23 protein-coding genes are annotated in these 23,486 nt (G+C 72.2%); 7 read left to right on the forward strand and 16 right to left on the reverse strand.

What is annotated here, in order from left to right; genetic code table 11:
- Nucleotides 1-12: 12 nt before the first annotated feature.
- The 5 genes from acs to OG702_RS16310 all read left to right on the forward strand — a co-directional run bounded on the left by acs (nt 13) and on the right by OG702_RS16310 (nt 5,450).
- On the forward strand, nt 13-1,971 hold the full coding sequence (acs, locus tag OG702_RS16290) for an acetate--CoA ligase (RefSeq protein ID WP_327289608.1): 1,959 nt from the start codon (nt 13-15) through the stop codon (nt 1,969-1,971).
- A gap of 188 nt (nt 1,972-2,159) precedes the next feature.
- Nucleotides 2,160-3,554, forward strand: a complete 1,395-nt coding sequence (gene nhaA / locus OG702_RS16295) for a Na+/H+ antiporter NhaA (RefSeq protein ID WP_327289609.1) — start codon at nt 2,160-2,162, stop codon at nt 3,552-3,554.
- 92 nt (nt 3,555-3,646) lie between these two features.
- Nucleotides 3,647-4,150 carry a phage holin family protein gene (locus tag OG702_RS16300; RefSeq protein WP_327289610.1) on the forward strand — a complete coding sequence of 168 codons (504 nt, stop codon included), beginning with the start codon at nt 3,647-3,649 and terminating at the stop codon, nt 4,148-4,150.
- A 13-nt stretch (nt 4,151-4,163) separates the two neighbouring features.
- Nucleotides 4,164-5,120, forward strand: coding sequence for an alpha/beta fold hydrolase (locus OG702_RS16305; protein WP_327289611.1), 957 nt, complete (start codon nt 4,164-4,166; stop codon nt 5,118-5,120).
- A 147-nt stretch (nt 5,121-5,267) separates the two neighbouring features.
- On the forward strand, nt 5,268-5,450 hold the full coding sequence (locus tag OG702_RS16310; RefSeq protein ID WP_327289612.1) for a hypothetical protein: 183 nt from the start codon (nt 5,268-5,270) through the stop codon (nt 5,448-5,450).
- 116 nt (nt 5,451-5,566) lie between these two features.
- On the opposite strand, the gene OG702_RS16315 is transcribed toward OG702_RS16310, so the two are convergent.
- The 3 genes from OG702_RS16315 to nth form a co-directional block, all read right to left on the reverse strand.
- A complete protein-coding gene (locus OG702_RS16315) occupies nt 5,567-6,766 on the reverse strand; it encodes a MarP family serine protease (RefSeq protein WP_327289613.1) in 1,200 nt (399 codons plus the stop codon).
- 130 nt (nt 6,767-6,896) lie between these two features.
- Entirely contained in the window at nt 6,897-7,634 is a 738-nt protein-coding gene (locus OG702_RS16320; RefSeq protein WP_327289614.1) for an NUDIX hydrolase, read from the reverse strand.
- The gene (gene nth, locus OG702_RS16325; protein ID WP_327289615.1) at nt 7,631-8,464 is read right to left on the reverse strand and encodes an endonuclease III; all 834 of its coding nucleotides are present in this window, start codon (nt 8,462-8,464) and stop codon (nt 7,631-7,633) included. Before nth ends, OG702_RS16320 begins: the two co-directional genes overlap by 4 nt.
- Before the next feature lie 263 nt (nt 8,465-8,727).
- Between nth and OG702_RS16330 the strand changes: the two genes are divergently transcribed.
- Nucleotides 8,728-9,402: a Crp/Fnr family transcriptional regulator gene (locus OG702_RS16330; RefSeq protein ID WP_033174884.1), complete on the forward strand. Its 675-nt coding sequence runs from the start codon at nt 8,728-8,730 to the stop codon at nt 9,400-9,402.
- Nucleotides 9,403-9,599: 197 nt separating this feature from the next.
- Here OG702_RS16330 and OG702_RS16335 read toward each other — a convergent pair whose 3' ends face one another.
- From OG702_RS16335 to OG702_RS16385, 11 genes are all read right to left on the reverse strand, one after another.
- Nucleotides 9,600-10,490 (reverse strand): alpha/beta hydrolase family protein, encoded by an 891-nt coding sequence (locus tag OG702_RS16335; RefSeq protein WP_327289616.1) that lies wholly within the window; start codon nt 10,488-10,490, stop codon nt 9,600-9,602.
- Between the two features lie 3 nt (nt 10,491-10,493).
- The gene (gene kynU / locus OG702_RS16340) at nt 10,494-11,708 is read right to left on the reverse strand and encodes a kynureninase (RefSeq protein WP_327289617.1); all 1,215 of its coding nucleotides are present in this window, start codon (nt 11,706-11,708) and stop codon (nt 10,494-10,496) included.
- Entirely contained in the window at nt 11,701-12,537 is an 837-nt protein-coding gene (locus OG702_RS16345; RefSeq protein WP_327289618.1) for a tryptophan 2,3-dioxygenase family protein, read from the reverse strand. The genes kynU and OG702_RS16345 overlap by 8 nt, the downstream gene beginning before the upstream one ends.
- Nucleotides 12,538-12,673: 136 nt before the next feature.
- A complete protein-coding gene (locus OG702_RS16350) occupies nt 12,674-13,564 on the reverse strand; it encodes a DUF3152 domain-containing protein (RefSeq protein ID WP_327289619.1) in 891 nt (296 codons plus the stop codon).
- 245 nt (nt 13,565-13,809) lie between these two features.
- Entirely contained in the window at nt 13,810-14,223 is a 414-nt protein-coding gene (locus OG702_RS16355) for a DUF3151 domain-containing protein (protein ID WP_327289620.1), read from the reverse strand.
- A gap of 166 nt (nt 14,224-14,389) precedes the next feature.
- The gene (gene fbaA / locus OG702_RS16360) at nt 14,390-15,412 is read right to left on the reverse strand and encodes a class II fructose-bisphosphate aldolase (protein WP_327289621.1); all 1,023 of its coding nucleotides are present in this window, start codon (nt 15,410-15,412) and stop codon (nt 14,390-14,392) included.
- A 236-nt stretch (nt 15,413-15,648) separates the two neighbouring features.
- Nucleotides 15,649-16,191 (reverse strand): orotate phosphoribosyltransferase, encoded by a 543-nt coding sequence (gene pyrE, locus OG702_RS16365; protein WP_327289622.1) that lies wholly within the window; start codon nt 16,189-16,191, stop codon nt 15,649-15,651.
- A gap of 115 nt (nt 16,192-16,306) precedes the next feature.
- Nucleotides 16,307-17,110 (reverse strand): aldose epimerase family protein, encoded by an 804-nt coding sequence (locus OG702_RS16370; protein WP_327289623.1) that lies wholly within the window; start codon nt 17,108-17,110, stop codon nt 16,307-16,309.
- An 89-nt stretch (nt 17,111-17,199) separates the two neighbouring features.
- Nucleotides 17,200-18,159 carry an SRPBCC domain-containing protein gene (locus OG702_RS16375; protein ID WP_327289624.1) on the reverse strand — a complete coding sequence of 320 codons (960 nt, stop codon included), beginning with the start codon at nt 18,157-18,159 and terminating at the stop codon, nt 17,200-17,202.
- 108 nt (nt 18,160-18,267) lie between these two features.
- Entirely contained in the window at nt 18,268-19,848 is a 1,581-nt protein-coding gene (locus OG702_RS16380; RefSeq protein ID WP_327289625.1) for a polyamine aminopropyltransferase, read from the reverse strand.
- A 91-nt stretch (nt 19,849-19,939) separates the two neighbouring features.
- Nucleotides 19,940-20,461, reverse strand: a complete 522-nt coding sequence (locus OG702_RS16385; RefSeq protein ID WP_327289626.1) for a DUF2617 family protein — start codon at nt 20,459-20,461, stop codon at nt 19,940-19,942.
- A 512-nt stretch (nt 20,462-20,973) separates the two neighbouring features.
- Between OG702_RS16385 and OG702_RS16390 the strand changes: the two genes are divergently transcribed.
- Nucleotides 20,974-22,146 (forward strand): pyridoxal phosphate-dependent aminotransferase, encoded by a 1,173-nt coding sequence (locus OG702_RS16390; RefSeq protein ID WP_327289627.1) that lies wholly within the window; start codon nt 20,974-20,976, stop codon nt 22,144-22,146.
- A 332-nt stretch (nt 22,147-22,478) separates the two neighbouring features.
- Here the strand turns inward: OG702_RS16390 and OG702_RS16395 are convergent, their stop codons facing one another.
- Complete coding sequence (locus tag OG702_RS16395; RefSeq protein WP_327289628.1) at nt 22,479-22,772, reverse strand: DUF1330 domain-containing protein; 294 nt, start codon at nt 22,770-22,772, stop codon at nt 22,479-22,481.
- A 148-nt stretch (nt 22,773-22,920) separates the two neighbouring features.
- A complete protein-coding gene (locus OG702_RS16400; RefSeq protein ID WP_327289629.1) occupies nt 22,921-23,481 on the reverse strand; it encodes a carboxymuconolactone decarboxylase family protein in 561 nt (186 codons plus the stop codon).
- Between the last annotated feature and the right edge of the window lie 5 nt (nt 23,482-23,486).

Here is a 23,486-nt window from a genome sequence, read left to right on the forward strand (position 1 = left end):
CAAGGAGCTGGCGTGAGCAGCAACGAGAGCCTGGCCAACCTGCTGAAGGAGGAGCGGCGGTTCGCACCCCCGGAGGAGCTGGCCGCCGCCGCCAATGTCACCGCGGCCGCGTATGAGCAGGCGGCGGCCGACCGGCTGGGCTTCTGGGCCGCGCAGGCCCGGCGGCTGAGCTGGGCGAGCGAGCCGACGCAGACGCTGGACTGGTCGAACCCGCCGTTCGCGAAGTGGTTCGCGGACGGCGAGCTGAACGTCGCGTACAACTGCGTGGACCGTCATGTCGAGGCCGGGAACGGCGACCGAATCGCCCTGCACTTCGAGGGCGAGCCGGGCGACACCCGCACCATCACCTACGCCGAACTCAAGGACGAGGTCAGCCGGGCGGCCCACGCGCTGACCGAACTTGGCGTCGCCAAGGGCGACCGGGTCGCGGTCTACCTGCCGATGATCCCCGAGGCGGTCATCGCGATGCTGGCCTGCGCCCGGATCGGCGCCGCGCACTCGGTGGTCTTCGGCGGCTTCTCCGCCGACGCGGTCGCCTCCCGGATCGACGACGCCGACGCCAAGCTCGTCATCACCTCCGACGGCGGCTACCGGCGCGGCAAGCCCTCCGCCCTCAAGCCCGCCATCGACGACGCGGTCGCCCGCACCCCGCAGGTCGAGCACGTCCTGGTCGTCCGCCGCACCGGACAGGACGTCGAATGGACCGAGGGACGCGACGTGTGGTGGCACGAGATCACCGCCCGCCAGTCCGCCGAGCACACCCCCGAGCCGTTCAACGCCGAGCACCCGCTGTTCATCCTCTACACCTCGGGCACCACGGGTAAGCCCAAGGGCATCCTGCACACCTCCGGCGGCTACCTGACCCAGGCCGCCTACACCCACCACGCCGTCTTCGACCTCAAGCCGGAGACCGACGTCTACTGGTGCACGGCCGACATCGGCTGGGTCACCGGCCACTCCTACATCGTCTACGGGCCGCTGGCCAACGGCGCCACCCAGGTGATCTACGAGGGCACCCCCGACACCCCGCACCAGGGCAGGTTCTGGGAGATCGTCCAGAAGTACAAGGTGACGATCCTCTACACCGCCCCCACCGCGATCCGCACGTTCATGAAGTGGGGCGACGACATCCCCGCGAAGTTCGATCTGAGCAGCCTGCGGGTGCTCGGCAGCGTCGGCGAGCCGATCAACCCCGAGGCGTGGATCTGGTACCGCGAGAACATCGGCGCGGGCAAGACCCCGGTCGTGGACACCTGGTGGCAGACCGAGACCGGCGCGATGATGATCAGCCCGCTGCCCGGCGTCACCCACACCAAGCCCGGCTCCGCGCAGACCCCGCTGCCCGGCATCGCGGCCACCGTCGTCGACGACGAGGCCAACGAGGTGCCCAACGGCTCCGGCGGCTACCTGGTCCTCACCGAACCGTGGCCGTCGATGCTCCGCACCATCTGGGGCGACGACCAGCGCTACATCGACACCTACTGGTCCCGCTTCCCCGGCCGCTACTTCGCCGGCGACGGCGCCAAGAAGGACGACGACGGCGACATCTGGCTGCTCGGCCGGGTCGACGACGTCATGCTGGTCTCCGGCCACAACATCTCCACCACCGAGGTCGAGTCCGCGCTCGTCTCGCACCCCAAGGTCGCCGAGTCCGCCGTCGTCGGCGCCACCGACGAGACGACCGGGCAGGCCATCGTCGCCTTCGTCATCCTGCGCGGCACCGCCGAGGACAGCGCGGACCTCGTCGGATCCCTGCGCGACCACGTCAGCAAGGCCCTCGGCCCGATCGCCAAGCCCAAGCGCATCCTCATCGTCTCGGAGCTGCCCAAGACCCGCTCCGGCAAGATCATGCGCCGCCTGCTCCGCGACGTCGCCGAGAACCGCGAGCTCGGCGACGTCACCACCCTCACCGACTCCTCCGTGATGGACCTGATCCAGAGCCGGCTGCCCAGCGCCGCCAGCGAGGACTGACCCTCCGTCGGGGAGGGCGTCCCGGCGCCGGGACGCCCTCCCCGGTTCACGACTGGCCCGTTCGGGCTAGGCTGACACCACGTCGCATCAGGATCGCGACGAGACTTATGGGCGCGCCGGGAAGTCTGGTCGGCACACAGCACACCTGTGTCCGCAGCCGGTCGAACGACTTCCCAGGAGCCGCCCCCGTGTCCGAGCCGAGGCCTCGCCGCCGCACCGCCGTCCTGCTGGGCCGGCTGTCACTGCCGGAGCGGAACTTCCTCGCCGACGCGCTGCGCACCGAGACCGTCGGCGGCGTCCTGCTCCTGCTGGCCGCCGTGGCATCACTCGTCTGGGCGAACACCTTGCACCACAGCTACGAGTCCGCCGCCGACTTCCACTTCGGCCCGTCCGTGCTCGGCCTGAACCTGTCGGTGGCCCACTGGGCGGCCGACGGCCTGCTGGCGGTCTTCTTCTTCGTGGCAGGCGTAGAGCTCAAACGCGAACTGGTCGCCGGCGAGCTGCGTACGCCGGCCGCCGCCGCGCTCCCCGTCATCGCGGCGCTCTGCGGCATGGCGGTGCCCGCACTGGTCTACACGCTGGTCAGCGGCGCCGGCGGCGGCTCGCTCAGGGGCTGGGCGGTCCCCACGGCCACCGACATCGCCTTCGCGCTGGCCGTGCTCGCCGTCATCGGCACCGCGCTGCCGGCCGCGCTGCGGGCGTTCCTGCTCACCCTCGCCGTCGTGGACGACCTCATCGCGATCCTCATCATCGCCGTCTTCTTCACCTCGACCATCAACTTCGCGGCCCTGGCCGGGGCCGCCGCCTGCCTGGTGCTCTTCTGGCTGCTGCTGCACGCCGGGGTCCGCGGCTGGTACGTCTACCTCCCCCTCGCGCTGGTCGTCTGGGCGCTGATGCTCAACAGCGGGGTGCACGCCACCATCGCGGGCGTGGCGATGGGCCTGATGCTGCGCTGCACCACCCGCGAGGGCGAGCGGCAGTCCCCCGGCGAGCGCGTCGAGCACCTGGTGCGACCGCTGTCGGCCGGCCTCGCCGTCCCGCTGTTCGCGCTGTTCAGCGCCGGTGTGACGGTGTCGGCCCACGCGCTCGGCGACATCTTCACCAAGCCCGAGACGCTGGGCGTCTTCCTCGGGCTGGTGGTCGGCAAGACGGTCGGCGTCTTCTGCGGCACCTGGTGCGCCAGCCGCTTCACCCGCGCCGAGCTGAACAGCGACCTGAAATGGCCGGACGTCTTCGCCGTCTCCACACTGGCCGGCATCGGTTTCACCGTCTCGCTGCTGATCGGCGAACTGGCCTTCGACAACGACCCGCTGCTCACCGACGAGGTCAAGGCGGCGGTCCTGGTCGCCTCCGTCGTCTCCGCGCTGCTGGCGGCGACCCTCCTCAAGCGGCGGAACACCGTCTACCGGCGGCTATGCGACAACGAGGAGCGCGACGAGGACGGCGACGGCATCCCCGACGTCTACATGGAGGACGAGCCCGCGTACCACCTCAGAATGGCCGAGATCCTGGAACGCAGGGCCGCGGAACACCGCAGGCTCGCCCAACTGGCCCGCCGCGAGGGCGGACCTGACAACATCTGAGGCATGATCGGGTCAGCGAACGGTCGGAGCGCGGATGGCCGGCCGGGGCCCGTACCGCCCCCGCAGTGGACGACGGAATGACGGAGGACGCGATGAGCACAGCCCACAACGGTGACAGCCGCAGCATCGGGCAGCTTTTCGCCGCCGCCACGGCGGAGATGAGCGCCCTGGTGCACGACGAGATCGCCCTGGCCAAGGCGGAGCTGCGGCAGGACGCCAAGCGGGCGGCCTTCGGCAGCGCGGCGGTCATCGGCGCGGTGGCGCTGGCCTTCTTCTCCGTGCCGATGCTCAGCTTCGCCGCGGCCTACGGCCTGCAGGCGCTCGGGCTGACCCTGGGCTGGTCGTTCCTGATCGTGTTCGGCGGCTACGTGGTGCTGGCCCTGCTGCTCGGGGCGTTCGCCTACGGGCGGTTCAAGAAGGTCAAGAAGCCGGAGCGCTCGATCGCGTCGGCGAAGGAGACCGCGGCGGTGCTGCAGAAGGCCAAGCCGCACCCGCGCGAGCTGTCGGACGGGGCCGCTCCTGCGCTGCGCGGCGGCGCCACGGAGTACGCACACGCCCTGCCCGCCGCCGACACCCCGGCGAACCCCAAGATGTGACACGCTCTGGAGCATGAACCTCGCCGAAGGGTCGGGAAACCCGTGGACCAAAGGCGGGTCGAGCGCGTCGGTGGCGCGGCCCGAAGGCCCCTGGATCCACCGTGACGTGGCCGCCAACGGCGCACGCTTCCACATCGCCGAGGTCGGTGACGGGCCGCTGGTGCTGTTCCTGCACGGTTTCCCGCAGTTCTGGTGGACCTGGCGGCACCAGCTCACCGCGCTGGCCGACGCCGGTTTCCGCGCGGTGGCGATGGACCTGCGCGGGGTCGGCGGCAGCGACCGTACGCCGCGCGGCTACGACGCGGGCAACCTCGCCCTCGACGTGACCGGGGTGATCCGCTCCCTCGGCGAACCCGACGCCGCACTCGTCGGCCACGACCTGGGCGGATATCTGGCCTGGACGGCCGCGGCGATGCGGCCCAAGCTGGTGCGCAGGCTCGCGGTCTGCTCGATGCCGCATCCACGCCGCTGGCGCAGCGCGATGCTGACCGACCTGCGGCAGAGCCGCGCGGGGGCGTACATCTGGGGCTTCCAGCGGCCGTGGCTGCCCGAGCGGCAACTGGTCGCGGACGACGCGGCGCTGGTCGGCAAGCTCATCCACGCCTGGTCGGGGCCCTCCCTGCCGGACGACGAGGCGATCGAGGTCTACCGGCGGGCGATGCAGATCCCGTCCACCGCCCATTGCGCGGTGGAGCCGTACCGCTGGATGGTGCGGTCGATGGCGCGTCCGGACGGCATCCAGTTCAACCGCAGGATGAAGCGTCCGGTCCGGGTGCCCACGCTGCATCTGCACGGGTCGCTGGACCCGGCGATCAGGACGGGCAGCGCGGCCGGCAGCGGCGAGTACGTCGAGGCCCCCTACCGCTGGCGGCTCTTCGACGGCCTGGGGCACTTCCCGCACGAGGAGGACCCGGCCGCCTTCTCCGCCGAGCTGATCAACTGGCTCAAGGACCCCGAGCCCGACCGCTGAGCCCGCAGGCGCCGCCGATACGCCTGCCGCCGGTATCCGCCGCGGGTCCGTGCGACAAGCACATGATCGTTAAAATGCCGGGCGCATACGCCAACAGGACCATCAAACGGCGATTACCGACCAAGAGGCGCGGGCACGTAGCTCGGTATGGGTTGGACGCACGACTACCGTGATGTGTCACGAAATCGCAGAAACACCTCCTCCGCCGCCGTCAGCAGTACGGCGCCCATGGACCTCTTCCCGCCGGGCGAGGCCCGGCTGGGCATCCCGCGTATCCTCAGGCGCCGGGCCAGGTGGGTCGGCGCCCGGCTCCGCCATCCCCGCGACTGACGCCGAGACCGACACCGGACCGGCACCGAGCCCCGCTCCGGACCCGACAAAGAGACCGACACCACGACCGGCGCCCGAGCGCCGGGCGCTCCCGTGCGCCCGGCGCACTCGGCAGCTCACAGCGCGCAGCCCTGGCTGTCCACCTGCCGGTCCGCGGTACGTCCCGCGGTCGCGTCGGGGGCGACCTCGTCGGCGGTGAGCGCGTAACCGGTGTTGGCGTCGTCGAGCGACTTGGCGAAGACCACCCCGGCGACCCGCCCGTCCGTGGTGAGCAGCGGACCGCCGGAGTTGCCCTGCCTGACCGTCGCGTAGAGCGAGTAGACGTCACGGTGGACGGTGCCGCGGTGGTAGATGTCGGGGCCGTTGGCCTCGATACGGTCGCGGACGCGCGCGGCGCGGACGTCGAAGGCGCCGTTCTCCGGGAAACCGGCCACGATCGCGTCGTCGCGGCTCTGCTCGTCGGCGGTGGCGAAGTGCAGTTCCGGCGCGTCCAGGCCCGGCACGTCCAGGATCGCGATGTCGCGCCGCCAGTCGTAGAGCACCACCCGGGCATCGTGCAGCTTGCCCTTGCCGCCGACCTGGACGGTCGGCTCGGAGACGCCGCCGACGACGTGCGCGTTCGTCATGACCCGGTCCTTGGCGAAGACGAAGCCCGAGCCTTCGAGCACCTTCCCGCAGCTCGGCGCGGTGCCGACGACCTTCACGATGCTGCGCCGGGCCTTGGTCACCACAGGGTTGTCGACCAGCGCGGGGTCGGGCGGCGGCACCGAGGTGATCGGCTCGGAGCCGAAGGTGCCGAAGACCTGCGGCAGGCCGTTCTGCGCCAGGGTCGAGCTGAAGTCGGTGAACCAGGTGTCGGCCTCCGCCGGCACCACCCGCGACACCCCGAGCAGCACCTTCGAGGACCGCACCTCGCGCCCTATCGTCGGCAGCGCCGTGGTGGCCAGGGCGCTGCCGATCAGCCAAGCGACCGTCAGCATCGCCAGCACGTTGACCAGCGCGCCGCCGCTCGCGTCGACCGCCCGGGCCGGCGACCAGGTGATCTTCGTACGGACCTTGTTGCCCAGGTGGGTGGTGAACGCCTGCCCCACCGACGCGCACACGATGACGATCGCCACCGCCGTCACCACCGCCGCGGAACCGGGGCTCGCATGGCCGGTGGCCTTGTCCCACAGCAGCGGCAGCAGGTAGATCGCGACGAGCCCGCCGCCGAGGAAACCGACCACCGACATGATGCCGACGACGAAACCCTGCCGGTAGCCGATCACGGCGAACCAGGCGGCGGCGAGGATGAGCAGGAAGTCCAGCACGTTCACGGGGAACACGGTCTCACGGCGACCTGAGCGCGCGGGACCGTACGGCCCTCACAAGTGCGTGCGTGCCGTACGCGGCCGGACCGGCCGGGCCCCGCGCGCCGCCGCGACGTCCCTACGCCGGCGGGCCCGGTCAGCCGAGCGGGACGGTACGGTCCCGGTCCCAGGGCAGCTCCCAGCCGGCGAAGTGCAGGATCTTGTCGATCAGGCCGGCGGTGAAACCCCACACCAGGGCGCCGCGGACCAGGAACGCCGGGCCGCGGAAGCCGCTGGGGTGGGTGAGCGTCGCGCGGTTGGCGGGGTCGGTGAGCTCGGCGAGCGGGACCCGGAATACCCGGGCGGTCTCGGCCGGGTCGACCACGCCGACCGGGCTCGGGGCACGCCACCAGCCCAGCACGGGCGTCACCACGAAGCTGCTGACCGGGATGTAGAGCCGCGGCAGCACCCCGAAGACCTGCACCCCCGCCGGGTCCAGGCCGGTCTCCTCGCGGGCCTCGCGCAGCGCCGCACGCAGCGGCCCGTCGCCCTCGGGGTCGCCGTCCTCCGGATCCAGGGCGCCACCGGGGAAGGACGGCTGCCCGGCGTGCGAGCGCAGGGCGGCGGAACGCTCGATGAGCAGCAGGTCGGGGGCGGTGGCCGCCCCGGAGTCCTCACCCGGGCCCTTCGCCGAGCCGTTCCCGGGGACCTCGGCCGGCGCCTCGCCGAAGAGGATGAGCACCGCGGACTGCCGCCCACCGGTCGCGGGCGGCAGGAAGCGGCTCAGCTGCTCGGGGCGTATCCCCTCCGCCGCGTCCGCGACCGCGTCGAGCCAGCCGGGCAGGCCCTCCCGGCTGACCGCCACCCCGGCCCCCGTCCCCCGTGCCTGCGTCATGAGGCCGCCAGCGGGGGCGCCGGCTGCCCCGGATAGTCCGGCGGCGGCTTCAACCGCTGGCCCGGGGCGCCGCCCTTCTCGTACTTGAGCAGCTTCTTCGCCTTCTCCGGGTCCATCTCGCCCTCGCCGTACGACGGGCACAGGTGCGCGATGGGGCACGCGCCGCAGGCGGGCTTGCGGGCGTGGCAGATCCGGCGGCCGTGGAAGACGACGCGGTGCGACAGCATCGTCCAGTCCGACTTCGGGAAGAGCCCCGCGACGTCCTGCTCGACCTTCTCCGGGTCCTGCGAGGTGGTCCAGCCGAACCGGCGGGACAGCCGTCCGAAGTGGGTGTCGACGGTGATCCCCGGCACGCCGAAGGCATTGCCGAGCACCACGTTGGCCGTCTTGCGGCCGACGCCGGGCAGCTTGACCAGGTCCTCAAGGCGGCCGGGCACCTCGCCGCCGAAGTCGTCGCGCAGGGCCGTGGACAGGCCGAGCACCGCGCGGGCCTTGGCGCGGAAGAAACCGGTGGGCCGCAGGATCTCCTCCAGCGCCTCCGGCTTCGCCGCCGCCATCTCCTCCGGCGTCGGATACCGCGCGAACAGCGCCGGAGTCGTCTGATTCACCCGCAGGTCGGTGGTCTGCGCGGACAGCACCGTGGCGATCAGCAGCTGGAAGGGGTTCTCGAAGTCCAGCTCGGGGTGCGCGTACGGATACACCTCGGCCAGCTCGCGGTTGATCCGGCGGGCCTGCCGCACCAGGCCCGTATGCGTCTGCGCGACCTTCGCCTTCTTGACGGCGGCCCCGCCGGCCAGGTCGCCGCCACTCGCGCCACTACTTGTCGCCATGCCGAAAGACTACGGGCAGCCACCGACACCCGGCGGAGATCACTCCGGCCGATGTCGGCGGGCCGCACCAGGGGTTGTTCGCTGACAGCGGAATTCGTGCTCAAGGCCACCCGTTCAGCCGTCGAGGGCACATCCGGCGACGCCCAATCGGACCCCCGGAGCACGGATACGGCCCCGGATAAGACATCCTTGTGATTGATCGCACTGTTTGAGACGTCATGCATCATGGGGACATCCCAGCGATGCCGACAAGGAGAGAGCTCGTGGACGACGTTCTGCGCCGTGCCCCGCTTTTCGCGGCGCTCGATGACGAGCAGGCCGCTGAACTGCGTGCCTCCATGACCGAGGTCACGCTGGCGCGTGGCGATTCGCTGTTCCACGAGGGCGACCCCGGGGACCGGCTGTACGTCGTCACCGAAGGCAAGGTCAAGCTGCACCGCACGTCGCCCGACGGCCGGGAGAACATGCTGGCCGTGGTCGGACCCGGTGAGCTGATCGGCGAGCTGTCGCTCTTCGACCCCGGCCCGCGGACCGCCACCGCCACCGCGCTGACCGAGCTCAAGCTGCTCGGCCTCGGCCACGGCGACCTGCAGCCCTGGCTGAACGTACGGCCCGAGGTCTCCACGGCCCTGCTGCGGGCCGTCGCCCGCCGGCTGCGGCGGACCAACGACGTCATGTCCGACCTGGTCTTCTCCGACGTGCCCGGGCGGGTCGCCAAGGCCCTGCTCGACCTCTCCCGACGCTTCGGCGTCCAGTCGGAAGAGGGCATCCACGTCGTCCACGACCTCACCCAGGAGGAGCTGGCCCAGCTGGTCGGCGCGTCGCGGGAGACCGTGAACAAGGCGCTGGCCGACTTCGCCGGACGCGGGTGGCTGCGCCTTGAGGCGCGTGCGGTGATCTTGCTCGATGTGGAGCGCCTGGCCAAGCGCAGTCGCTAGCCGCTCCGGGTTTACGGGGGGCGCGCCCCGTCCCTGCCACTTGCTGTGGCCTTGCCTCGTCGCCTGCGTCGTGACTGGGCGCGCAGTTCCCCGCGCCCCCGGGTGGGTGCCCCTCGCTGTGGTGCTGCATCCTCCACACCGCCGTGGTTGCGCGCGCAGTTCCCCGCGCCCCCGGGTGGGTGCCCCCTCCTTGTCGGCTACCAGGCCAGTTGGGTGAGTTCGTCGGTGACGGCGGAGGCCGCTGGGGTGGTGGGGTCGATCAGGGGGAAGTGGCCCGTGCCCGGGAGCCAGGAGGTGACGATCTCCTCGCCGGCTGCTGCTGCCGCGCGGGCGAATGCGCGGCTGACCTGCGGCGGGACGTCGATGTCAGTGGTGCCGTGCACGATGGTGACAGGGATGCCGGTGGGGAGCAGCGCCGCGGGATCGGTGTGCGGGAGGCGGGCGGTGAGGTGGTCGGGGCCGCCGAGCAGCTCGATCACCGCGTCGGAGCAGACGCCCAGCCGCATCGCGGAGGTGAAGTCGGCGATCGGCGCGAGTGCCACGACGCCGCGCAACGGGGGAGGTGAGGGGCGGTGCCAGCGGGAGTCGGGGGGCAGGACGTGCCGGGCGGCGGCCCAGAGCGCGAGGTGGCCGCCCGCGCTGTGCCCGGTGAGCACGACGCGGCGCGGGTCGACCGCGTCGGGGCCGAGCGCCCGTACGGCCAGTGCGGGCAGCGCGTCGACGGCGGCGGCCACGTCGTCGAAGGAGTCCGGCCAGCGCCCGGCGGCCGGCCCCTGGTCCGTTGCCCCCCTGCGGTATTCCACCGACGCCACCGCGAAGCCGTGCCCGGCCAGGTGGGCGGCCAGCGGCGAGACGTGCAGGCGGTCGTAGCGGGCCCGCCAGGCGCCGCCGTGCAGCAGGGCGACCAGCGGGGCCGGCCGGGCGTCGCCGCCGCGCGGGACGCGGGGGCGGTAGAAGTCGACCAGCTGGTCCGGGTGGTCACCGTAGGCGGCTGTGGCATCCGCCGGCACCGGCGCGTGCCGGAAGGCCGACGCCTCCTCCGCTTCGGCCTGGGACACGGGCGGGGACGCGGCGGAGTCGGCGGCCATCGGTCAGGGGGTCCCTTCGATCACATCGGCCAGGACGCGTGCGGCGCGCAGCGCGTCGGCGTAACGGGTGTAGAGCGGGGTGAAGCCGAAGCGCAGCACATCGGGCCGGCGGTAGTCGCCGACGACGCCCCGAGCGGTCAGCTCGCGCATCACCTCCGCGGCCCCGGCGCACCGCAGCGAGACCTGGCTGCCGCGTTCCGCGTGCTCGGCGGGCGTGACGGACTCGACCCGCCCGGGCGGCAGCAGCGCGGCCGCGCAGTCCAGGAAGAAGTCGGTCAGCCCGAGGCTCTTGGCCCGTACGGCGTCGGTTGTCACCCCGTCCCAGACGTCGAGGGCCGCGTCCAGGGCGAGCAGCGACAGGATCTCCGGCGTGCCGACCCGGCCGCGGAGCGCGCCGTCGGCCGCCTCGTAGCCGGGCGCCATGCCGAAGGGGTCGGCGTGCGAGTTCCAGCCGGGCAGCGGCGAGTCGAAGCGCGGCTGCAGCTCGCGGCGGACGTAGAGGTAGGCCGGCGAGCCAGGGCCGCCGTTGAGGTACTTGTAGGTGCAGCCCACCGCCAGGTCGACCCCGTCCGCGTCCAGCGCGACCGGCAGCGCGCCCGCGCTGTGGCACAGGTCCCAGACGGCCAGCGCGCCCGCCGCGTGCAGGGCGGCGGTGGTGCCGGCCAGGTCGTGCAGCCGTCCGGTGCGGTAGTCGACGTGGTTGACCAGGGCCGCCGCGGTCAGCTCTCCGGCCTCGGCGCCGATCTGCCCGGCGGGCACCGGCCGTATGGTGTGCCCGGTCAGCCGGGCGGCGGCGGAGGCGATGTAGCCGTCGGTCGGGAAGGTCGCGGCGTCCACCAGGATCTCGGTGCGTCGCCGCGGTGCCATCCGCACCGCGGCGACCAGGGCCTTGAAGATGTTGACGCTGGTCGAGTCGCCGACCACCACCTGCCCCGGTGCGGCGCCGACGAGTGGGGCGATGCGGTCGCCGATCCGCTCGGGGGCCGTCCACCAGCCGCTCTCCTCCCAGGACCTGATCCGCAGCTCGCCCCACTCCCGGCTGACGACGTCCGCCAGCCGGGGCAGCACCCCGGTGGACAGCGCGCCCAGCGAGTTGCCGTCGAGATAGACGGTGGCGTCGTCGAGCACGAAGCGGTCGCGTACGGCGGCGAGCGGGTCGGCGGCGTCCAGGGCGGCCGCACGGGAGGTCAGTTCGGACACCTCGGTGAGCTCAGACATGGCTGCGGGCCGTCCACAGCTCGGGGAAGACGTTCTTCGTGGCCCGTTTCTCCAGCCAGGCCACCCCCGCGGAGCCACCGGTCCCGGTCTTCGCGCCCATGGCCCTGCGGGTCGCCACCAGGTGGTCGTTGCGCCAGCGCCAGACGTATTCGGCGACGTCGGTGAGGGTCTCGCCGAGCCGGATGAGGTCGGAGTCCTGGTCGTCGGCGGCGTAGACGCGCTGCCAGGCCCGTTCGACCTCGGGGTGCGGCTCGTAGCGCAGCGACGGGTCGCGGTCGAGTACGGCGGCGGGGATGGCGTAGCCGCGCCGGTCGAGCAGCCGCAGCACCTCGTCGTAGAGGCTGGGCTCGGTGAGCGCCTTCTCCAGTTCGGCGTGCGCGCTGGGGGTGCCGCGGTGCGGTACGAGCATGGAGGCGGACTTGTCGCCGAGCAGGAACTCCAGGCGGCGGTACATCGCGGACTGGAAGCCGGAGCCCTCGCCGAGGGCGGAGCGGTAGGCGTTGAACTGCCCGGGGGTCAGGTGTGCGATCGGCTTCCAGGAGGCGTTCAGCGACTCCAGCTCCGGAAGGCTGCGGTGCAGCGCCGCCATGGCCGTGGGCAGGTCGTCCTGCCGCAGCGCCCGGGCGGCGGTGGTCCATTCGTGGACCAGCAGCGTGAACCACAGCTCCATGACCTGGGTGGTGACCAGGAAGGCCATCTCGCCGGGTTCGTCGGACAGCGGGTGCTGCATATGGGTGAGCACGGACGCCTGCACGTAGTCCTCGTACGGCGTGCTGCCCTCGAACGAGAGGTTCGGGGTCGCCGCCTCGTCGGTCGGTGTGTCGGACATGGGTTACCTCCAGAACGGGTCGCCCGGGATCACCGGGCCACGCCGAGATCATCTGTGGTGCGGACGAATCCGGCAAGGCCGAGCCCCCGGCGGCGCGCCGCCGCCCGGCCGGTCCGGGCCGTGGCCGGGGGCCTGGTCAGGCGACGGGCGGCCCGGAGATGTAGTGGCCGTGGACGTCGTAGGGCCACTGGTTCGCGACACAGCCCTTCAGGCCCTTGATCTGCTGCATCATCACCGGGGCGGGCTTGCCGGGACCCGGGCAGCCCTCGTGGTGGTGGCCGATGCGGTGGCCGACCTCATGGTTGATGATCAGGGCGCGGTAGTCCTCGATCGGCCCGTCGAATTCGGGCGAGCCGAGCATCCAGCGCTTGAGGTTGACCACGACGGTGGCGCCGACGTCGCAGTTGACCTCGCCGCGGGTGAGCAGGCCGGCGGCGCCGCAGATGTCGTCCACGGTGTCCGGCGTCGCGATCTTGATCACGAAGTCGGCACGCCCGGAGGAGACCAGCTGGAAGCCGTCGCGGCCGTCCGCGGTCCAGCCGCGCGGATTGGCCAGGACGTCGGCGATCTCGTGGGCCGCGTCGGTGGCGGACAGCATGATGCCGCCCTCGACCTCGACCTTGTAGCGGCGGATGACGCCGTGGCCGGAAGCGCTTCCGTCGGCCTTGGCGATGGTGAACTTCCCGGTGCCGGATTTCGGCACGGCTGTCGGCGGCGGTGCGGACGGCGTGCGGGAGGCGCTGGGCGGGGTGGTCGTCGGGGTGTGGCTGGTGGACGGCCGGGCGGACGGGCTGTCGTCGATTGCGTCCGCGGTGGCCGAGGGCGACGACGTGGCCGTGTCGGTCGCGGTGACGCCGTTGTCGAGCACCGCGGAGCCCGTAGTGGTCCCCTGGGTCTTGTGCCAGGCCGCGTAACCGGCGCTGACGGCGACGACCAGGACGACGCCCAGGGCAAGCGGCGCGACTACCGCGGCACGGCCCTTCCCTCGCCGGCGCCCGTGCTGACGGCGGCTGCGCTGTGCTGCCAAGACTCCCCCTGCGGCCGCGCAGCCGGGTCCACGGCCCCGGCCCCGCACCGGCCCCCCATGGCGTATCCGTGCTGCGTGTGGACATGCGGTCGGACACACGCGTGTACGACACGAACAACAGGGCCCAACGATCGCACACGGATACGTGGCAATACCAAGCGCTGCCGGTCTGTGGCACGACTGCAACATTGAGCCGGCCCGTCAGATAACGGACCGAAGGGGGCCGGGGACGGGCCGGCGGGAGCTCAGCTCAGGGTGTCGGCGGCGGTCGGCGAGCTGTCCCGCAGGAAGACCGTGCAGCGCTCGTACTCGTCCTGCTCACCGATGGCCTGGGCGGCCCGGCCCAGCGCGTGCAGCGCGCGCAGGAAGCCGCGGTTCGGCTCGTGCTCGAAGGGCACCGGGCCGTGGCCCTTCCAGCCGGCCCGGCGCAGCGAGTCCAGGCCGCGGTGGTAGCCGGTGCGGGCGTAGGCGTAGGACTCCACGACGCGGCCGCCGTCGAAGGCATCGTCGGCGAGCTGCGCCCAGGCCAGCGAGGACGCCGGGTATTTCGCCGCGACCTCGGCGGGCGCGGCCCCGGAGGCGAGCAGTTCGCGCGGCTCCGGGTCGTCGGGCAGGTGGGTGGGGGCGGGGCCCCCGAGCAGGTTCTGGTGATTGACCATGGGTTCCAGTCTGCCCGAGCCGGCACGTGAAAGGACCCCCGGCAGTCGCCAGGGGTCCTCATCAGCGGTACGGCCGCGCCGCCGCGGTGCGCGGAAGACGTCGGCCTCCGGTCCGTCCGGCGGGTCGGTCTGCGAGTCGTCCTGCGGGGCGACTACGGAAGCGGCCCTACTTGCGCTTGTTGCCCGCCGAGCGCAGGTTCTGCGCGGCGACGACGACGCGGGCGGCCATGCCCGCCTCGGCCGCCTTGCCCCACACGCGCGGGTCGTAGGCCTTCTTGTTGCCGACCTCGCCGTCCACCTTCAGCACACCGTCGTAGTTGCTGAACATGTGCCCGGCCACCGGCCGGGTGAAGGCGTACTGCAGGTCGGTGTCGATGTTCATCTTGACGACGCCGTTCTCCAGCGCCTCGTTGATCTCCTCGATCGTGGAGCCCGAGCCGCCGTGGAAGACGAAGTCGAACGGGTTGGGCTTGCCGTACTTCTGCGCGACGGCGTCCTGGAGCTCCTTGAGGATGCTGGGGCGCAGCACCACGTTGCCCGGCTTGTAGACGCCGTGGACGTTGCCGAAGGAGGCGGCCAGCAGGTAGCGGCCCTGCTCGCCCAGGCCGACGGCCTCGACGGTGCGGAAGGCGTCGTCGACGGTGGTGTAGAGGTTGTCGTTGATCTCGTGCGAGACGCCGTCCTCCTCACCGCCGGTCGGGGTGATCTCCATCTCCAGGATGATCTTGGCCTTGGCCGCCTGGGCGAGCAGCTCCTTGGCGATGGCGAGGTTGTCGTCCAGGATCTCGGCGGACCCGTCCCACATGTGGGACTGGAACAGCGGGTTGCGGCCGGCGTCGACCCGCTCCTGCGAGATGGCCAGCAGCGGACGCACGTAGCCGTCCAGCTTGTCCTTGGGGCAGTGGTCGGTGTGCAGCGCGACGGTGACCGGGTACTTCTCGGCGACGATGTGCGCGAACTCGGCGAGCGCGACCGCGCCGGTCACCATGTCCTTCTTGTACTGGCCGCCCAGGAACTCCGCGCCGCCCGTGGAGATCTGGATGATGCCGTCGCTCTCCGCCTCGGCGAGGCCGCGCAGCGCGGCGTGCAGCGTCTGCGACGAGGTGACATTGATGGCCGGGTAGGCGAACTTGCCTGCCTTCGCCCGGTCGAGCATGTCGTTGTAGACCTCGGGGGTTGCGATGGGCATCGTTTCCGCTCCTCAGATTCCGCGGGGTGGTGGTGCTGGCGTGGCGACGTCATCGTCGGCCCTATCTTCCCATTCTCGAACGGATACACCACCTTGGTAGGGCGGCAGTCTTCCGCGCCCCGCGCAGTGTTTCACGTGAAACATCATCAGGGCCGTAAAACCGCAGGTCAACGCGGCGTTGGGGAGAGGCCGTCAGGCCGCCGCCGCCCGGGAGACGGGCCACGGCGGCGGGCGGGTCAGCCCAGGCCGAGGTCGGCCAGCGAATAGGCGGCGAGATACGGCAGACCCTCCTGCGTAATCTTCCGCTCCGCGCCCCGGTCCACGATCACGGCGACCGCGACGACCTCGCCGCCCGCCTCCCTGACCGCCTCGACCGCGGTCAGCGGTGAGCCGCCGGTGGTCGAGGTGTCCTCCACCACCAGCACCCGGCGGCCCTTGACCTCGGTGCCCTCGATACGGCGCTGCAGCCCGTGCGCCTTGTTGGCCTTGCGCACCACGAAGGCGTCCAGCCGCTGCCCGCGCGCGGCGGAGGCGTGCAGCATCGCGCCCGCCACCGGGTCGGCGCCCAGCGTCAGACCGCCGACGGCGTCGAAGTCCAGGTCCGCGGTGAGGTCCAGCATCACCTGGCCGGCCAGCGGCGCCGCGTCGCCGTCAAGCGTGATGCGCCGCAGGTCGATGTAGAAGTCGGCCTCCAGCCCGGAGGAGAGGGTCACCTTGCCGTGCACCACGGCCTTGTCCTTGATCTGCTGCAGCAGCGCACTGCGTACGTCGTCACTCATGCCCACAAGTATCCGGCCCCGCAGCCGGGCGCACGCAGCGCCGGTCACGGGGCCGGGTCCGGGCCAGGTCCGTCCGGTCCGGGGGAGATCCAGGAAGGTGCGGGCAGGTCCGGGGTCAACCGATCCGGTGCCAGGTCCAGACGGTGGAGATCTCCAGCGGGTCGATCGGGGTCACCAGGCGCGGCGCGGTGTTGAGGCCGTTCGGCGGCCCGGACTGCGGCTCGACGCACACGGCTTCCGGCTGCTCGTCGTAGATCACCACCCACTGAGCCGGGCTGCGCACGTCGAGCCGCATCTCGCCCGGCCAGGTCAGCGTCACGTCCACCCCGTCGGGCATGCCGAAGCAGTCGTCCCAGGGGCCCGGCTTGGGGTCGATGCGGTTGCCGTTCGGCAGGTGGTTGCTGCCGCGCTCCTCCTGCCAGGCCGCGCTGAACGCCAACTCGACGTCCTGGCCGCCCTGCCCGAGGTTGCGCTTCCACCACGGGTGCCAGCCGGCCTGCGCCGGGAAGGAGTCGCCGTCCGCCGCCGCCTCGACGCTCAGCTTCAGCGTCACCGAGTGCGGTGCGAGCTCCACGGTGTGCGTGACGCGGCCCGGGTAGGGCCACGGGTCGGCCAGGTCGAAGTAGTAGGCCGCGCTGGTCTCCGTCGCGGGGGCCGCCTCCTGCCAGGCGACGTGCCGCCCGGTGCCATGGATGGCGTGTGGGGCGGCGTCCACCGGGAGCTGGTGGGTGACCCCGCCGTTGCGGAAGACCCCGTTCTCGGTTCTGCCCGCCCAGGGCACCATAAGAAAGGCACCGAACCGGTCGCCCTGGCGCAGGAGTTCCGTTCCGGCGACCCGCAGGGAGGCGATCCGGCAGCCGTGCCCGGGCTCCAAGGTCAGTTCGGCGTCGCCCGCCGTCAGCTTCGTCTCGTTCTCCACGCGACGAGCGTATCGGGCGGGTGCTCTGACGTTCACTTATGGTCCGGCGAGCGGGTGGCGTGGCGCGCCAGCCCGTGCGGCTTCCGCGGTTATCCGCGGCGGCGCAGCACGCGGCCCACCACGACCGCGGACGCGACCAGCGCCGCGGCCACCGGGGCCGCCCACCGCAGGGTGGCGGCCGCCGAGGAGCTGTCCGGCGCGGGCACGGGCGCGTACCGGCCGCGCGGCGGCGCGTGGTCGACCTCCTCCGCGCTGCGGCCGATCATCGTCCGGCGGGCGTGCGCGGCCTCGGCGGGCGGTACGAGGTCGTCCAGCGCCGCGGCGCTCTCCGGGACCTCCACCTCGACCTCGACCAGCTCGAAGTCGTCCAGCTCGGCGGCCGGCCCGGGCTCGCCGAGGTCGTCCACAACGTCCGCCTCGGGCTCGGGCTCCTCGTCCGGGGCTTCATCCTGGGCCTCGTCCAGGGCTTCTTCCGGGGCCTCGTCCGCAGCGTCGCCGGGCGTCGCCTCGGCCGACGCGGCCTCGGCGGGCGGCGCCTCGGGCTCGGCTTCGCCTTCCGGTACGTCCGCCGCGTCCGTCCCGCGTCCGTCGGCGTCCGGGGCGTTCGCCGCCAGGTCGGCGCAGAAGCGGTCGAGCAGCCGCCGTACGGCCGCTTCCACGGCCGCAGGCTCGTACGTCGTGAGCCGGCCCTGCGCCTCCGCTTCGGCCCGCCAGACCAGCGTCACCCCGGCCTCGGGCTGCACCGCAGACACGACGCTGACCTCGGCGGTCGCCGTGACACCGCCACCGCCGCGTACCTCCGTACCGGCCGCCGTGACCGTGAAGCCCGGCCCCTCGCCGCTCACCGCCACCGTGCCGCGGTAGGTGATCGTGGACCCGCCGACCCGCAGCCGCAGCCGCCCCACGGCGGCACCGCCGGACGCGGCTGCGGCGCCCTCCCCGGCATCGGGCTGCCAGCCGGGCAGGCTGGCCCGCACCACATCCGGCGTGCGCAGCGCCTGCACCATACGCACGGTGGTCATGCCCGGAACGAAGGACTCATGCTCCATGCGGCGGAGCCTACCCACCAGCACGCCCGGCTGACGTTCCCGCGGCCGCTACTTTTTGCCCCGGCGGGGGACCCGGCGGGGACCACCGGCGCACCCTCCCGCCGCCCCCTATGACGCCGGTATGCGCGGCCGCAGCAGCGTCGACGGCGGCAGCGCGCGGCTGGGCCGGGTCGGCAGCGGGGCCCGGGCGGCCAGCCGCAGGGCCGGCGGGGTGAGCGTCGGCGGGGTGCCCGGGGGCAGGGCCAGGCGGGGGGCGCCGGAACGGGCGGCGAGCAGATAGGCCTGGTCGGGGGAATCCGCCGGCCGCGAGTCGGCCGGCAGCCAGTACGGCGAGGTGCGCAGCCCCGCGGCCCGTACGGTCGCGTCGATGGTCCAGAACGTGCGGGCCGCGCCCGCCGCCGTGCCCGCCCGTACGGCGAGCCGGCCGCCGGGGGCCAGCGCGCGGGCGGCCAGACCGTAGAACTCCTGCGAGTAGAGCTTGGCACTGCGCGAGAGCCCCGGGTCCGCCAGGTCCGCGACGATCACGTCGTAGCTGCCGGGACCGTCACCGCGCAGGCCGCGTAACCAGTCGAAGGGGTCGGCGGTGACCGCCCGCACCCGGGCGTCCGCGTAGGCGTGGCCGTTGAGCGCGCTCAGGCCCGGGTCGGCGCGGGCCAGACGCAGCAGCTCGGCGTCGGGCTGGACGGCGGTGACCTCGGCCACGTCCCCGTACCGCAGCACCTCGCGCAGGGCCAGGCCGTCGCCGCCGCCGAGGAGCAGCACCCGGGCGTGCGGGCCGTTCATCGCCGGGTGGACGAGTGCCTGGGCGTAGCGGGCCGTGGCGGGGCCGGAGACCCGCAGCCGGCCGTCGAGGTAGAGCCGCAACGGGCGGCCGCCGCTCTCGCCGCCGGTCAGGACGATCTCCTGGACGGCGCTCTGCTCGGCGACCCGCACGTCGCCGCCGTAGACCGCGCGCCGCGCCGCCCGCTCGAAGGGTCCCGCGGCGGCCGCGGCGCCCGCGAGCACCGCGAGCACCAGGACGTTGGCGACCAGCAGCCAGCCGCGGGCGCGGCGGCTGAGGTCGCCGCGGAAGAGCCACAGCACGGTGGCGCCGCCGGCCGCCGCGTTGACCACGCCGGTGGCCAGCGCCCCGGTGAGCTGGCCGAAGTGCGGCAGCAGCAGGAAGGGGAAGGCGAGCCCGCCGACGAGCGCGCCCACGTAGTCGGCGGCGAAGAGGTCGGCGACGGCGCCGCCCGCGTCCTGCCGCCTGATCCGCTGCACCAGCGTCATCAGCAGCGGCACCTCCGCCCCGGTCAGCACCCCGATGGCGAAAGCGCAGCCCACCATGGCGGGCGTGGCCTGGCCGAACCACGCGAAGAAGCCGTAGAGCACCATCACCGACAGGCCGCCGACCAGGGCGAGTCCGGCCTCGATGGCGGCGAAGGCGGCGGCGGCGCGGCCGCGTAACCGTTTTGCCAGCAGCGAGCCGCAGCCCATCGCGAAGACCATCACCGACAGCACCACCGAGGCCTGGGTGACCGAGTCACCGACCAGATACGAGGCCAGTGCGACCAGTTCCAGCTCGTAGACCAGCCCGCAGGCGGCACAGACGAAGACGGCGGCGAGCACCAGCGCGCGGGCCGCGGCCGCGGGCACCGGTAACCGCAGGGCGAGTCGCGGGGCCTCGTTGCGGTGACGCTGGTCGATCATGAGTGCACGCTATGTCAGGGTCGAGCCGCCACCGGTCACCCACAGGGGTGCAATCGGCGGCCGCGGGCGGCAAACCGGGGCAGTATTCGGGTCAGTCCAGCGCGTTCACCCGGGTCCTGGTGGTGACCAGTCGCCCCTCCTGCGGATACGCGTGCCAGGTGCGCCAGCGCACGCCCCCCTCCGCGTACTGCACCAGCATCGCGGTGAAGGCGTGCGGGTCGCCGGGGAAGGTACCGGCGAGCCCGTGCGGGTGGTCGGCGACCAGCGCGAGCAACTCCTGTGCCCGGCCCGCGAAGGAGCCCTGCGACAGCGTCTCGATGCGGGCCGCGAACTCGTAGTCCCACACACCCTCCCTGCGCGCCACCCCGAACGGCAGCGGCGCCCGGCTGCCCGGCATGCACGCGACCGTCTCCGAGCACTCGCCGCGCCCGGCGTCGACCAGCACCTGGTGGGAGGCGCCCAGCAGGCGTAATTCGACCTTGGCCCGCAGCCTGCGGGCGTCGCCGACCTCGACGTTGAGCGTGGCGAGCGCGGGCAGCGCGGCTTTGCCGAGGCACCAGGCGAGGTCTCCCGCGCGGGTGTCGGTGTAGGAGGTATGCAGGGTGGTGAGCATGGGTCGGCTCCGCAAGCACGCAGTGGATCGAGCACGCAGTGGATGAGATGGGCCGGTCCGCGCGCCCGGCAACAGGGCGCGCGTCGGCTCGTGCCCACGTGGGGTCCGCTGAACCCGAACGATCCCCGGAGGTCCTGATGGAGCCCCCGAAACACCTCCGAAGTCCTCCGGGCCCTCCGAGCCGCCCCCGGAGAGGCCGGGGAGTCTCCGAGTGGTCTCTGCTGAAGCCCTCGAAATGGGTCCGAGAGCTACCGAATCATGAATCGCGGGTCGCCTTCAGCGTTTTTACCCATCTGTGCGCACTTTCCATCCCTTGGAGCGCCGACAAGTTCACGTGTTCACCCACGTCCGCCCCGTTGCGCACACCGGACCCGTCCGCCCCGCGGACACACCCGCGGCGAGCGCCCGGCGGACCCTGCCGCGGGCCGGCCGCCGCATACGCTGTCGTGGGCCGGCCGCTGCGTGGCCGGCACACCGCCGACATGACCACCGGACGCGCACGAGGAGCCGAGATGATGGCAAGGCCTCCGCTGAACCGCAGGCTGGACGGGCTCGGGACGACGATCTTCGCGGAGATGTCGGCGCTCGCCGCGGCGACGGGTGCCATCAACCTCGGCCAGGGCTTCCCCGACACCGACGGGCCGGAGTCCGTACGCGAAGCGGCGGTTCGCGCCCTGCGCGACGGGCGCGGCAACCAGTACCCGCCGGGGACCGGCGTCCCCGAACTGCGCACGGCCGTCGCCGCACACCAACGCCGCTTCTACGGCCTGGACTTCGACCCCGACACCGAGGTGCTGGTCACCGCGGGGGCGACCGAGGCGATCGCGGCGGCGATGCTCGCGCTGCTCGAACCGGGCGACGAGGTGGTCGCGTTCGAGCCCTTCTACGACTCCTACGCCGCCTGCATCGCCATGGCCGGCGCGGTCCGCGTCCCGCTGACCCTGCGCGCCCCCGACTTCCGCCCCGACCTGGACGCCCTGCGCGCCGCCGTCACCCCCCGCACCCGCCTGCTGCTCCTCAACTCCCCCCACAACCCGACCGGCATGGTCCTCACCCGCGCCGAACTCACCACGATCGCCGAACTGGCCGTCGAGCGCGACCTCCTGGTCGTCACCGACGAGGTCTACGAACACCTGGTCTTCGACGGCGAACACACCCCGCTGATCTCCCTGCCGGGCATGCACGACCGCACGGTCTCCATCTCCTCGGCGGGGAAGACCTTTTCCTTCACTGGTTGGAAGGTCGGCTGGGTGACGGGGTCGCGCGAACTGGTCGCCGCGGTCCGCACCACGAAGCAGTTCCTGACCTACGTCGCCTCGGGCCCGTTCCAGTACGCCGTCGCCGAGGCGCTCGCCCTGCCCGACACTTACTACGCCGCCTTCCGCGAGGACCTCCGCACCAAGCGCGACCTCCTGGCCGCCGGCCTCACCGACGCCGGCTTCCAGGTCTACGCCCCCCAGGGCACGTACTTCATCACCACCGACATCGCCGACCTCGCCCCCGGCGTCGACGCGTTGACCTTCTGTCGCGAGCTACCGGAAAAGTGCGGCGTCGTCGCCGTCCCCAACTCCGTCTTCTACGACCACCCCGACGCCGGCCGCACCCAAGTCCGCTACGCCTTCTGCAAACGCGAAGACGTCCTCACCGAAGCCGCCTCCCGCCTCCGCAAGGCCTTCACGGGGTGAAACCAGTGGTCCGGCCTCCGCCTTGGAGCGATGCCACCCACCGCTGCTCAAGTGGCTGAGCCCGTTGCGGTTCGATATCCGACGCGAAGGCCAGCAGTCCCCCGCAGGACGAACCAGACCCTCCAGCGAGCTGAACCGGACGTGCGCGACGTGGGACGGGAGACCGAATCTCTCGAGCCACGCAGATGCCCCAGCAGTCGGACCGCATTCCCCCTGTTCAACCCTCACCTCAAATCCGTCGACCAGGAGCCCGAGCACGATTTTGCGAGCCACGGAAGACATCACGTGCTTGTCCCGCAATGAACCTCAGTGAGGATCCGACCGGACCTCGGTCAGTCGATGCCTTCGACGATGCGGAAGTCGCGGTCGACGCCGTCGGAGAGGGCGACCAGCGCCTCCTGGTAGGCCGCACTCTCGCGTGCCGCGACGGCCTGTTCGAAGCTGTCGAACTCGACGAGGACGGTACGCTTGGCGATTCCGGCGTCATACGCCACAACCCGGCCGCCACGGGCGAAGGTTCGACCGCCCGCGGCCTTGACGGCGGGAGCGGCCAGTTTGTTGTAGGCAGCCAGCCTCTCGGAGTCTGAAATGGTGCGGTAGACGCTGACCCAGTAGCCCTTAGACATGGAACCTCCAGTGTTGGGATGAGTGCATCTGACTTACGGATTTGTCTCGGACGAGAGTCGGCGGGCGAGAGCGAGGCTTGTCAGCCTCGTGATCACCATGGCGCCGATGCCGACCGGCGCCGCGGTGGCGGGTAGGGGCGAAACGTAGTCAGCGGGTGGGGAACCGAGTACCCCAGGGTTCCTCTTCCAGGAGGAGCCCGTTGGCCAGATGGCTGATGGTTCGGTACCAGCCGATCAGTACGAGCAGTTCAAGTAGTTGAGTCTCTTCGTAGTCCATGCGCAAGGTGTCCCAGGTGGACTGTGTGAGCTGGGCCGTGTCGTTCAGTTCGTCAACCGCGTGGAGCAGTGCCGTGTGGTGTGGCGACCATGGAGCACTGGCTGCTGCGTCGGGTTGGGTAGTTGCCCGGAGTTGTTCCAAGCTGAGTCCGGCCTGCGGCGCCAGGGTCGCGGCGTGGACGCCCCATTCATAAGCGCACGCGGATCGCGCGGTCACGCGGGCGATGACGATCTCCCGGTCTATGGCGGGGAGGAGTCCGTGGGCCAGCAGTCCAGCGCCGAGGGCGAACATTCGTGAGGCCAGATCCGGGTTGCGGTGCACGACGCGGAACAGCGCGAGTGGCTCATGCGGCACCCCCGGCGGCATCCATCGGCGGAGCGCCCGGTCGACGTCGGCGGCGTAGGGCGGGGTGAGCGGTTCGATGCGTGGCATCGTGC

The sequence above is a fragment of the Streptomyces sp. NBC_01198 genome, from assembly GCF_036010485.1.
Taxonomy (GTDB): domain Bacteria; phylum Actinomycetota; class Actinomycetes; order Streptomycetales; family Streptomycetaceae; genus Actinacidiphila.